This window comes from Chryseobacterium camelliae, assembly GCF_002770595.1.
Taxonomy (GTDB): domain Bacteria; phylum Bacteroidota; class Bacteroidia; order Flavobacteriales; family Weeksellaceae; genus Chryseobacterium; species Chryseobacterium camelliae.
Genome location: NZ_CP022986.1, coordinates 1,969,915 through 1,982,337 on the forward strand (window position 1 = coordinate 1,969,915; position 12,423 = coordinate 1,982,337).

The window sequence follows — 12,423 nt, forward strand, 5'->3', positions numbered from 1 at the left end:
AAAAAAAGCTGTAAATTTGTATCTATGTTGAATACTTTAGGCAATCTTCTCAATCTTACCACATTTGGGGAAAGTCATGGGCCGGCTTATGGCGGCATCATCAATAATTTCCCTTCCGGGCTGATGATAGATCAGGATCAGATCCAGTATGAGCTGGACCGCAGGAAACCAGGGCAATCCGCTATTGTTACCCAAAGAAAAGAAAGCGATACCGTACGGTTTCTTTCAGGAATTTTTGAAGGGCAGACTACCGGGACGCCGATCGGGTTTATTATTGAAAACGAAAATCAGAAATCAAAAGATTACGATCATATTGCACAGTCTTACCGCCCAAGCCATGCTGATTTTACCTATGACCGGAAATTCGGCATCAGGGATTACCGCGGTGGCGGAAAATCTTCTGCCCGGGAAACCATGAACTGGGTCGTAGCCGGAGCATTGGCAAAACAGCTTTTAAAGACTGTTGAAATCAATGCCTATGTGTCTTCCGTAGGTGATATTTTCTGTGAAAAACCTTATCAGGCACTAGACTTTTCCCTTACGGAAAGTAATGAAGTGCGCTGTCCTGACGCAGAAACTGCAGAAAAAATGATTGCCCGTATCAAGGAAATAAAAAAAGAAGGCAATACCATAGGCGGAACTATTACCTGTGTCATCAAAAACGTTCCTGCCGGTATCGGAGAGCCTGTTTTCTCAAAACTGCAGGCTGAACTGGCGAAAGCCATGCTGAATATCAATGCATGTAAAGGCTTTGAATACGGAAGCGGATTCTGCGGCGCCAAAATGACCGGGAAGGAACACAATGATCTTTTTAATACCGATTTCACCACCCAGTCCAACCTCTCGGGCGGGATCCAGGGCGGAATTTCAAACGGTATGGACATTTATTTCCGGGTAGCATTCAAACCGGTTGCTACGGTTCTGCGGCCTCAGGAAAGTGTTGACCGTGACGGTAATGCGGTCATGGTGGAAGGCAAGGGTAGACATGATCCATGTGTGCTGCCACGGGCCGTACCGGTGGTGGAAAGCCTGGCTGCTTTTGTCCTGGCAGATTTATACCTGATCGATAAAACAAGAAATATCAACCATTTTTAAATATTTTGGTAATGAAAAATTACTGGGAAAATGCCATTACGTTTAACGAATATGTGGCTATAGGAAAACAGAGGCTGGAATATCCGGGCAACGAACATGACCTGGAATATAAGCCGTATTACGAACTGGGGCTACAGAGAATTGAGAGGACACTGAAAAAATACCTCCCGGATCCGGAGCAGCTTGCTGAACTTGAAACCAAGCAGTTTACCGGAAAGATCCTGATTATTTCCGAAGTATGGTGCGGTGATGCCAGCGCCACGGTTCCTGCACTGGTAAAATTCTTTGAAGGCCACAACGACGTGAAAATTTTCCTCAGGGATTCCGATAAAAGCCTGATCAGCCAGTTCCTGACCAATGGTACGGAATCGATCCCGAAAGTAATCATCCTGGATGAAAATAATGGGGTGAAAGCTTCCTGGGGACCGAGGCCTGCCTACGGAAGAGAATTGCTGATGAAGCACAAGGTTGATCCTGATGGCTATCCTAAAGAACATTTTTATAATGACCTGCAAATCTATTATGCTAAAAACAGAGGCAAAGATGCGGTGCAGGAAATTCTGGATCTGCTATGAAAAAAGGAATCATTTACATTATCCTAGTACTGGTGATAGCCGGTATATTCCTGATCCCCGGAGTGAAGAACTTCCTCCAGGAACAGTTCTTTCCTGTAGCGACCATTGAAAATGCAGTGACTGTTCCTGCCGAAGACTATGATATAGAGCTGCAGGGCATCAATGTGCCGGACACTAATCTTAAGAATTTCAAAGACAAAACGGTTTTCCTTAATTTCTGGGGAACATGGTGCCCGCCGTGCCGGCAGGAATGGCCTATGATCCAGAAATTATATGAAGGCAGAAAAGATAAGGTGGACTTTATACTGATTGCAATGAATGACCAGGAGGATGCCGTCAGAAAATTCCTGAAAGAAAATAATTATTCTGTCCCTGTATATATTGCACAGAGTCCCATCTCTGAAAAGCTGCTGCCCAAAGTTTTCCCAACCACCTACCTGCTGGGGAAAAACGGCAGAATCCTGATGAAAGAAGATGCTTCAAAAGACTGGAATACAGAGTCTGTGCACCGGTTTATCGATACGGTAACCCAATAAGATTTAACTAAATTTTATACTTATTTGGTACAGAATTTGCGAATTTTCTGAATCTAAATCCGTTATAAACCGAAGACAAAATGAAGTATTCTAAACTGAGCCTTGCTAAAGAGGCTATCAATCATAAAGGATTTGTCAGAAAAATACCTGACATTTTCAGAATGATCAATATGTGGAGAAAAGGACTCTATCCTATCAGATCCATAGACATGATGCTGCCGCTGTTGGGGTTATTGTATGTGATCTCTCCTATCGATCTTCTTCCTGAGGTAGCAATACCTGTACTGGGAGTGATGGATGACCTGGCTGTTTTGTCAATCACCATCCCGAAGCTCATTAAGGAAGTTGATAAATTTTTGCTGTGGGAAGCAGAGCAGAAATATTCCTCTTCCTCAACCAACGTCATTGATGCCGAGATTATAAAATAAAGCACAGACATTACCAAGCCATTCCTTACCGGAATGGTTTTTTATGCCTATTGACCTGATCTCTGCAACGGATAATGCCTGATCGTTGATGTAAACCTGTAGGGCAGATTTCCCTATTCACTTTCAAATCCTTAAATTTGCAACATCTAATAATAAATAATGGAAAGTAAAAAAGATTTCTTTTTAGAATGCTACAAACTCGGCATCATCAAGTTTGGGAGGTTCACCCTGAAAAGCGGTATAGAAAGTCCGTTTTATGTGGATTTGAGACCCCTTGCTTCTGATCCTAAAATCCTTAAAAACCTGGCTAATTATCTTCTGGACATGCTTCCGCTGGATAATTTCGACCTGATCTGCGGAGTTCCTTATGCTGCTCTGCCTATGGCTACAGCCATGTCACTGGAAAGCTATATTCCGCTGATCATTAAGAGAAAGGAGGCCAAAGAATACGGGACTAAAAAGATGATCGAAGGCATTTATCAGAAGGGGCATAACTGCCTTCTGGTAGAAGATGTCATTACTTCCGGAAAATCCCTGATTGAAACGATTGCTGAAATTGAGCAGGAAGACCTCAAGGTAGCGGATATCGTAGTGGTCCTGGACCGTGAACAGGGCGGAAAGCAGCTTCTGGAAAGCAAAGGATACCGTGTTCATACATTGTTCAGCATATCCGAAGTATGCTCTATCCTTAAGGAAGACGGTAAGCTCGCAGATGATGAAGTACAGAGGATCCAGGATTTCCTGAAAGGAAACCACGTCCAGTTTAAAGAAGAATACCGCCAGTCTTATGAAAGCAAACTGAAATGCGCACAGCATTCCGTTTCAAAAAAGTTACTGGAAATCGCATTAGCCAAGAAATCCAACCTTATTGCTTCTGCGGATGTTACCACAACGCAGGAATTGTTAGATCTGGCCGAAAAAACCGGCCCGCACATTATCGCCCTTAAAACCCATATCGATATCCTCTCCGATTTCGACTATGAAAAAACCATACTCCCATTAAAGGAATTGGCGCTTAAGCACCAGTTCCTGCTCATGGAAGACCGTAAATTCGCTGATATCGGAAATACGCAGGAACTTCAGTTTACCAGCGGCGTGTTTAAAATTACGGACTGGGCAGACTTTGTGACCTCACAGGTTATCGGAGGATTTGAATCCCTGGACTGCTTTACCAATGTAGGAGTGGTAGCCATCATCGGGATGTCATCCAAAGGTACGCTTACCACCAACAGCTACCGTGAGGAGGCCCTGAATATTGCGTTGTCTCACCCGAATGTTATCGGTGCTGTTTCCCAGAACAAAGTTCCGGAGGATATCCTTCTGTTTACACCCGGCGTGAACCTTGCGGATTCAGGAGACGGAAAAGGACAGCAGTACAATACGCCTGAACACGTATTCAAAACGCTTCACACAGACTTCATGATCGTAGGAAGAGGCATTTACAAAGCTGAAGATGCCGAAAAAGCAGCCCTGAATTATAAAAACGAAGGATGGAATGCTTATCTGCAATCTTTAGAAAAAAATCCTGCGGAAGTGTAATTTTTTTCTTAATTTATTCAAAATAAGTTATATTTGATACTTTATCGGGATATTGAAAAAGGTTAGTATAAGTCTTATTTTGCTTTTGGGCATAGCAGAGGTATCTGCACAGAAAGACAGCATCAGTGTGGAAGCCAGGCTCTCTCCGGACAGGAAAACGATGAGCATCGATCAGAGGATTGTGTATTACAATCATTCTGAAAAACCGCTGGACTTCGTTAAGCTGCTGAATTGGGTTGTGGCCTACCAAAAGAGAAATACTTCTCTGGTATACCGTAAACTGGAAGACAGGAACAATGACCTTCATTTTGCCCGTAAAGAGCAGCTGGGTGAAGTTTCCGGACTGAATATTTCAGGAGATTCCGGTCAGCCCATTCCAGTTGACAGCCCGGCCGGTGAAAACATTTTCCTGGCGCTGTCCCGGCCTTTAGAACCCGGTAAGAATATTACGCTACACCTGCACTATCAGCTTCAGCTTCCTGATAAACGGTTTACCGGTTACGGAACATCTGAGCACGATATTGCCTTAAAATATTTTTTTATTGTTCCGGATCATTTTGATCCGGACAATAATTTCAAAAGGGATTATTACGATATTGAAGAGTCCGTAAGCTTCAATACTTTCTGGACCGTCAATTTCAGTCTTCCCACAGGCAACCATGCCGAAAGCAACCTTCCTGAAACATCGGCCAATTCTTTCCGAGGCTATCTGGATTCTGATCCGGAGTTCCTCATTTCAGATCAGAAATATCCTTCGATTACTGTAAATGCAGACGGCATCCATACAGAAATCCAGTTCGGTTATCCGCTGAAGCCGGAAGAAAAGCAAAACCTTGAATTCTTTCTTCCCCTGCACCTAGCCTTTATCAAGGAAAGAACAGGCAGCATTCCTGAAAAAATGTTTATTTCAGATAAGTTCAGGAGTAAGGAAGATTTTTTCGGAAACAATGATATTTCTTTCTGGAAATTCAAATTCCGCATGTTCACCAATGCCGAAAAAACAGATCAGGATTATTTCGGGATCATGGCCAAAAAAGTCCTGGACGAAACGGTTATTACGGACAAACAAAAAGACCACTGGCTTAAAAACGGACTGAAGTCTTATCTGGAAATGCAGTATCTGAAAAAGTTTTATCCGGACACCAGGATCCTGGGAACTTTGCCGGAAACTAAAATATTAGGGTTCAAGCCTTTGAAGCTTTTCCATGCCTCCCGGGTGAAACTGACAGAGCGCTATGGCCTGGCTTACCAGTACATCATGTCTCAGAACCTGGACCAGAAAGTAAAAGAAGAATATACCCTTCTGAGCAACTTTAATGATATGGCCATTAGCAGCTTTGAAACCGGTACGCTGTTCAGCTATACTGCAGATAAAATGGGTGAGGCAAAATTCGATGCGATCATCAGAAATTATATCCGGGATCATACGGACCGGCAGGCAGATCCGGAAGACTTCCTGAAGCAGCTTTCAGCACAAGACCCTACCAGCAATTACCTTTCCGATTTCATGGACAGGAAGCACCGGGTCAATTTTAAATTGAAGAGATTCAGAAAAGAAAATGATGCCCTGCAGATCAGGATTTCTAAAAATACAGATGCAGCCATTCCGGTAAAGCTGCAGACCGAAAACCGTACGGGAGAAACAAAAAAATACTGGACGGAAACAGGTGACGGCAGAACAACACTCACTTCCGTACCTTCTTCTGATGTATATAAGATCACCCTGAACGATGATTATATCTTTCCGGAATCCACATTCAGGGATAATTTCCTGTATACGAAAGGAATTTTTGCCAACACCCGTAAGATCAAACTAAAATTCATCAAAGACATCCCTAATCCGGAGTTCAATGAAATTTATATCAATCCAAGGGTCCGCTTCAGCAATACGTATGACAAATTCCTGATCGGAATGAATTTCAAAAACCAGTCTCTGTTTGATCAGAAATTCCTGTATTCCGTAACGCCGACCTACAGTACCGGGACCGGAAAGCTTACTGGATCAGGAGGGGTATCCTACTCTTTCCTGCCGGCAGAAAGTGCCATACGCAGTCTGACCTTCGGAGTCTCGGGATCTTACTTTCATTATGATTATGAACTGGCCTACCGCAAAGCAACGCTATATTCCAGCATCAACTTCCAGAAAAATCCAAGGAGTACCGTAAGCAGAGGCATCGGATTTTCTTATAATTATCTTGAACGGGATCTGAGCCCGGCCATGATGGCTAGAAATGATTATGGCAAATACAATTTATGGAGTGCCGGCTATGCGTATACGGATAACCAGATGATCCATGAAAAAAGCCTGAGTGTAAGCACACAGTGGATGGAAGATTTCCATAAGGTAAGTGCGGAAGGATTTTACCGCTGGGAATTTGCCCCGAGACAGAAACTGAGCCTGAGGCTGTTTGCAGGATACTTCATCAAAAATGAAACCCGTAATAATACCTTCAACTACGGAATATCAAGGGTATCCAACTATGCCTTCTCCTACACCTTGCTGGGGGAAAGTGCGACAAGCGGGATTCTTTCCCAGCAGTTTATCCTTGCTGACGGAGGATTTAAGTCATTCATTCCGAGCACGGTCAATCAGTGGATCACTTCATTCAACGTAGATTCCAGTGTATGGAAAATATTCCATGTATATGCAGATGCAGGAATGTATAAGAATAAAAACCAGCCGGCCAAGTTTATCTGGGATACGGGCGTAAAAGTACGCATCATCCCGGATTTCCTTGAAATCTATTTCCCGGTACAGTCATCACTGGGGTTCGAGCCATCCTTCAAAGATTATGCACGCCGCATCAGGTATACTCTGGTCCTAAACCTGGGTTCTGTGATCAATGCAGCACGGCGGGGCTGGTATTAATCCTTTTTATCATAAAAAATAAAAAGAGCCATTCTGTAGAACGGCTCTCATTTTTATATCATCTGTTTGCTATCAGATTGGTTAGTCTACTAAAATTTTCTGAGAAACCGGCTCGTTGTTAACCGTACCGGTAACGATATAGTTCCCTTTAGCCAGTCCAGCAATATTTAACAACTGGTTTTCTTTTACAGAAGCTGTTTTCACAACCTGTCCGAACATATTGTAAATCTTAACGTCTTTTGACTGGGCGCCGAACGTAAGGGTTTCGTTTTTAACAAGGGTGTTTTTGATTAATCGGTGCCTGGATTCAGTAACTTCTCCCACAGCTAAGGTACCTGTTGTTAAGGAAAAATCATCAAATGTTGCATTAGAATTATTGTACGTTCTTACATGAAGCTGTAGTCTGGTAGCGTTAGCAGGAACTGTAAAAGTAACCACTTTCTGTTGCCATGTCCCGTCTTTAGGGAGAAATAGATTGTTATTTCTCAACGGATCACTATTCATATCACTAACCAGATTAATAACTCCGTCATTGGCATCTAAAAAGCTGCTCCAAAGCCTTGCCCCATTACCGGAACCGCTCACCTTAAACCAGAAGCTTAATGTATATTGTGCTCCTGCTGTGACATTGATATTCTGAAAAAATCCGGTTGTTGCCGTAGCATTGTAATTGGCACTATATGTGCCCGTATGCGCATCAGTTACAACCGTAGGAGCAGTATAAGAGCTGACCCAGCCAGCTGCCCAAGGAGCCAGCGTCCCTGTTTCGAACCCCGGATTCTGAACCAGATTCTGAGCGTTGGCAACAATCAATGATCCTGCGATGCTCAAAAATGTAAAGATTTTCTTCATAAGTATAAATTTTAAGTATTAATAATTTGTACGACAAAAGTAAAAGCATTTTTCAACCCTAAAACAATAAAGAGATTAATTTTTTGTTAATAATACTGGTGTCCTTATATCAACGATTTTTTAAGTATTTTTACGAATTATTTCTAACAGGACTTGCGGGGTTATATTCTGATATTCATTCTTTTCTTCATAGGCATATTCTTCAGTAATGCCCAGGTCTTCTCATGGAAAAACCCCAACCTTCCTGAAGACTCCATGAAAAAAGATAGCATCCTTGCGGCAAGGCTCGAGCAGGATATTTTCTCCAAAGACACCCTTGATTTTGTAAAGACAAGCAACAGGATTGTGGTGGATGAAGCGGTACTCGCTAAAAATGATAAGAAACGGTTTCTGGGTGAGCTGAATTCGAAAGGATCCATCATCCGCGGAATTACATTCGGGAACAACCAGGGGCAATCGGTCCAGAGTTCCATGGACCTGCAGATTTCCGGCCGCCTGTCTAAAGATGTTACCATCCTGGCAAGTATTTCAGATCACAACCTGCCCATCCAGGCAGACGGATATACCCAGACGCTGGAAGAATTTGACAAGATCTACATGCAGCTCAACATCAAGGACAAATCCATATTAAGAGCCGGACACCTGGATCTGGTGGAAGCGAAAAATTATTTTGCCAAATACCAGCGGCGGAGCATGGGCCTTGAGTTTCAGACGCAATTCGGTAAAGAAAATAAAACATTCGTGGATGTATCTATGGGAGTGGCCCGAAGTGAATTTCACAGGGTACGTTTCCAGGGTGTTGAAGGAAACCAGGGGCCTTACCGGCTTACCGGGAAAAACGGCGAACAGTTCATTACGCTGATCTCCGGTTCTGAACAGGTATTCATTGACGGAATCCTTATGAAGCGAGGGGAAAATCAGGACTACGTCATCAATTACAATACCGGCGAGGTAACATTTACCAGTTTCAGGCCGATTTTCCAGCAGAATTTTATTACGATTTCCTATAATTATACCAACAGGAATTACTCCAGGTACCTATTTACCGGAAAAGTGGAACATACACGGGAAAAACTGAGGATGGGATTCAACTGGTTTATGGAAAATGACAATAAAAATGCTCCTTTGTCCCTGAATCTTTCTTCTGAAGACGAACAGATCCTGGCGAATGCAGGTAACAATCAGAACCTGATGTACGCTCCATCTGGAGTGGTCACGCCTTATGACGTCAATAAAATCCTCTACCGCCTTGTCCAGGATCCGAACGGTAATTATTATGAATTCTCCACCAACGCCAATGAAACCTTATACCAGGTTTCCTTCACTTATTTCGGGGCCAATCTCGGAGATTACAAAATTACACAGACCACCAATAACGGACGGGTATTCCAATATGCCGGACCTAATGCAGGAGATTACAGGGCAGTAAGGAAGCTTCCTTCCCCTCAGAAATCCCAGGTGTACTCATTCAATACGGAATACCTGCTGAAAGAAGGAAAGATCGGTGCAGATATTTCATTAAGCAACTATGACATCAACCTTTTCTCCTCTAAAGATGCTGATCAGAATACAGGATATGCATGGCGTGTTTTCGGGAATAAGACCTTCAAGAAAAACAGCTGGAAAGGGACACCAAGCTTCGAATACCAGTATATCGACCGCCAGTTCCACATTCTGGACCGGATCAATGATGTGGAATTTTCCCGGGACTTCAACTTAACGCAGGAGTTCAACCAGATTACGCAGAACAGGTTTATCTTCAGCTTCCTGAATAAATGGGGCACTACCGCTTCCGCTAATTACAGGGTGAACTACCTGGATGAAAAAGATTCTTATAAAGGCTTTAAAAACGACCTGGATTTCAGCTGGCTGAAAAACAAGTTCCTCACCAAAGGAAGCCTTTCCTATCTAAACACCAATTCCATTGTACAGGATACCAAGTTCATAAGAGGTGGTGTTTCTACAGAATACGGAGGTAAGAAAGGCAGCTGGGCAATCGGGGGAAGTATGGAGCACAATGAAAAGAAGTACAATGATACTCAGCTGATGGATGTAACCAGCTTCAGCTGGAAAGAAGTCTTTGTCCAGAAAAAAATAGGTGACAGTACCAGAACAAAACTCCTGGCCAAAGTATACATGCGGGATAATGATTCCGTACGGGACAACAGGCTTCAGAATATGAATAATATTCTCGGCTTCATGGCAGAAAGCCAGATCATCAAGACACAGAAAACAACCCTGAATGCTTTGCTGCATTACAGGAAATTCTTTTACCAGAACCAGGATGTGGACCTTTCCAGGAACAATGATTTCGTAGTCGGCAATATCCTCTACAATCAGCAGCTTTTCCGCAACGGGATGCGCCTGCAGGCATTTTATGAACTCGGGAACGGCCAGGAAGCGCAGCGGGAATTCCAGTACATCAAGGTAACGGACGGACAGGGAGTCTACAAGTGGACCGATTATAACGGAGACGGTGTGCAGCAGCTGGATGAATTCGAGATCGCGGAATATTCGGATCTTGCCCAGTACATCAGGGTGTATACCAATTCAGTGCGGTACATCCCGTCCAACAAAAATAAAATACAGCTGGCCCTTTTTGTGAATCCGTCGGTAGTTTTCAATTCCGAAAATGCATTTTTAAAACGGTGGAATTTCAATATATCCCTCAATTCACAGAACTCATTTTATAAGAGGGATAAAGTGCTTGTCCTGAATCCTTTTGAAAAAAACCAGGACCAGATCCTCAAAAACCAGAATATCCTCGCCTCGGTTCAGTTTAGTCCGACGGATAAATCCGGATGGAATGGAAACTACCGCTTTATTGCCAATGATAACCTGATCAACGCCAATTTCAGCAATGAGGAACGGCAGCAGACCTCACAGTTCCTGAACATCGGGTACTGGTTCAATAAGGAATTCAGGGTGGACTGGGAAAACTCTGTCCATGCAGTACAGAACTCATCACAGCTGTTTGCTACCCGGGATTTCAGGCTGAGCAATATCGAAACCAAGCCAAAAGCTACCTATAAATTCACTGATGCCATCCAGGCCGAGCTTTCTTCAGGCTACCGGCAGAAGCAGCGTCTTGATGGTGAAGAATTCCTGAAGGCCTTTGATGTGACGGGAACAATACAGTGGGAACGGAGGAAAACTTCAATAAGGGGGAATTTTTCCTTCATTAACAATGATTTTACGGGAAACAGCTTCAGCATTGTTGGAAACCAGATGCTGGACGGCCTGAAACCGGGAAGAAATGAAGTGTGGAGTGTATTCATACAGCAGGCCATCAATTCCTTCCTGCAGCTGAACCTGAACTATGAGGGCAGGAATTCCGGGGACCGGACCATTCACATCGGAAGCATGCAGGTAAAGGCAAGTTTTTAACTTTTTATCCATTGTAAAAAGATCATAATACGGCTTTTGCATCCTCTATTATTTAACATAATCATCATATCTTTCATTATGTGAAAGTTTTGTAAATTTGCACCATGATAAAAATTGGCAATATAGAGCTTCCTGAATTCCCGCTTCTGCTGGCCCCGATGGAGGATGTAAGCGACCCGCCCTTCAGAAGGCTTTGTAAAATGCACGGTGCAGATATGATGTATTCAGAATTTATTTCTTCCGAGGGACTGATTCGTGATGCCATCAAAAGCCGTAAGAAACTGGATATTTTCGATTATGAAAGGCCGGTGGGAATACAGATTTTCGGGGGTGATGAAGAAGCCATGGCCATGTCAGCAAGGATTGTGGAAACCGTAAATCCCGATCTGGTAGACATCAATTTCGGATGCCCTGTAAAGAAAGTGGTCTGCAAAGGTGCGGGTGCAGGGGTACTGAAAGATATCGACCTGATGGTCCGCCTTACGAAAGCCGTAGTAACCTCTACCCATCTTCCGGTTACGGTAAAAACCCGTCTGGGATGGGACAGTACATCCATCAATATTGATGAAGTTGCCGAACGCCTTCAGGAAACGGGGATCAAGGCACTGACGATCCATGCAAGGACCCGTGCACAAATGTATAAAGGTGAAGCAGACTGGGAACATATTTCCAGGATCAAGCAGAACCCGAATATTGAAATTCCTATTTTCGGGAACGGCGACGTGGACTCTCCTGAAAAAGCGCTGGAATACAAACAGAAATATGCCTGTGACGGGATTATGATCGGCCGTGCAGCCATAGGCTATCCATGGATATTCAATGAGATCAAACATTTTTTTAAGACCGGTGAACATTTGCCTGCGCCGACCATTTCCGACCGTCTTCTTGCCGTAAAGCAGCATGCGGAATGGAGCGCAGAATGGAAAGGCGAACGTCTGGGACTTGTTGAAATGAGACAGCATTACAGCAATTATTTCCGTGGCGTGCCTCACTTTAAAGAATTCAGGAAAAAATTTCTTGAAGTTTTCACCCTCGCTGAAATGGACGCGTTAATCCTGGAAACACAGGATTTTTATAACCACTATCAGGAACAGGTATAATAATATACAACAAACCCATCACGTCATGATGGGTTTGTTGTA

At 43.5% G+C, this 12,423-nt stretch carries 9 protein-coding genes; 8 read left to right on the forward strand and 1 reads right to left on the reverse strand.

The window, feature by feature from the left end:
- The first annotated feature begins 24 nt into the window (after window positions 1–24).
- From aroC to CGB83_RS08995, 6 genes are all read left to right on the forward strand, one after another.
- Complete coding sequence (gene aroC / locus CGB83_RS08970) at window positions 25–1,095, forward strand: chorismate synthase (protein ID WP_100075490.1); 1,071 nt, start codon at window positions 25–27, stop codon at window positions 1,093–1,095.
- Between the two features lie 11 nt (window positions 1,096–1,106).
- Window positions 1,107–1,670 carry a thioredoxin family protein gene (locus CGB83_RS08975; RefSeq protein ID WP_100075491.1) on the forward strand — a complete coding sequence of 188 codons (564 nt, stop codon included), beginning with the start codon at window positions 1,107–1,109 and terminating at the stop codon, window positions 1,668–1,670.
- Window positions 1,667–2,206 (forward strand): TlpA family protein disulfide reductase, encoded by a 540-nt coding sequence (locus tag CGB83_RS08980; RefSeq protein WP_100075492.1) that lies wholly within the window; start codon window positions 1,667–1,669, stop codon window positions 2,204–2,206. The genes CGB83_RS08975 and CGB83_RS08980 overlap by 4 nt, the downstream gene beginning before the upstream one ends.
- Before the next feature lie 80 nt (window positions 2,207–2,286).
- Window positions 2,287–2,634, forward strand: a complete 348-nt coding sequence (locus tag CGB83_RS08985; RefSeq protein ID WP_100075493.1) for a YkvA family protein — start codon at window positions 2,287–2,289, stop codon at window positions 2,632–2,634.
- Between the two features lie 159 nt (window positions 2,635–2,793).
- Complete coding sequence (gene pyrF / locus CGB83_RS08990) at window positions 2,794–4,173, forward strand: orotidine-5'-phosphate decarboxylase (protein WP_100075494.1); 1,380 nt, start codon at window positions 2,794–2,796, stop codon at window positions 4,171–4,173.
- Between the two features lie 85 nt (window positions 4,174–4,258).
- Entirely contained in the window at window positions 4,259–7,042 is a 2,784-nt protein-coding gene (locus tag CGB83_RS08995) for a gluzincin family metallopeptidase (protein ID WP_228420147.1), read from the forward strand.
- A gap of 81 nt (window positions 7,043–7,123) precedes the next feature.
- Here CGB83_RS08995 and CGB83_RS09000 read toward each other — a convergent pair whose 3' ends face one another.
- Complete coding sequence (locus CGB83_RS09000; protein ID WP_100075496.1) at window positions 7,124–7,894, reverse strand: carbohydrate binding domain-containing protein; 771 nt, start codon at window positions 7,892–7,894, stop codon at window positions 7,124–7,126.
- 255 nt (window positions 7,895–8,149) lie between these two features.
- Here CGB83_RS09000 and CGB83_RS09005 point away from each other — a divergent pair, with 255 nt between their 5' ends.
- Together CGB83_RS09005 and dusB are read left to right on the forward strand one after the other, a co-directional pair.
- On the forward strand, window positions 8,150–11,281 hold the full coding sequence (locus tag CGB83_RS09005) for a hypothetical protein (RefSeq protein WP_100077554.1): 3,132 nt from the start codon (window positions 8,150–8,152) through the stop codon (window positions 11,279–11,281).
- Between the two features lie 104 nt (window positions 11,282–11,385).
- Entirely contained in the window at window positions 11,386–12,381 is a 996-nt protein-coding gene (gene dusB / locus CGB83_RS09010) for a tRNA dihydrouridine synthase DusB (RefSeq protein ID WP_100075497.1), read from the forward strand.
- Window positions 12,382–12,423: the final 42 nt, after the last annotated feature.

Excerpts from the sequence above, each read along its gene's own strand:
- aroC (WP_100075490.1), top strand. The coding sequence starts at position 25 with ATGTTGAATACTTTAGGCAATCTTCTCAATCTTACCACATTTGGGGAA.
- CGB83_RS08975 (WP_100075491.1), top strand. The coding sequence starts at position 1,107 with ATGAAAAATTACTGGGAAAATGCCATTACGTTTAACGAATATGTGGCT.
- CGB83_RS08980 (WP_100075492.1), top strand. The coding sequence starts at position 1,667 with ATGAAAAAAGGAATCATTTACATTATCCTAGTACTGGTGATAGCCGGT.
- CGB83_RS08985 (WP_100075493.1), top strand. The coding sequence starts at position 2,287 with ATGAAGTATTCTAAACTGAGCCTTGCTAAAGAGGCTATCAATCATAAA.
- pyrF (WP_100075494.1), top strand. The coding sequence starts at position 2,794 with ATGGAAAGTAAAAAAGATTTCTTTTTAGAATGCTACAAACTCGGCATC.
- CGB83_RS09000 (WP_100075496.1), bottom strand. The coding sequence starts at position 7,894 with ATGAAGAAAATCTTTACATTTTTGAGCATCGCAGGATCATTGATTGTT.
- CGB83_RS09005 (WP_100077554.1), top strand. The coding sequence starts at position 8,150 with ATGAAAAAAGATAGCATCCTTGCGGCAAGGCTCGAGCAGGATATTTTC.
- dusB (WP_100075497.1), top strand. The coding sequence starts at position 11,386 with ATGATAAAAATTGGCAATATAGAGCTTCCTGAATTCCCGCTTCTGCTG.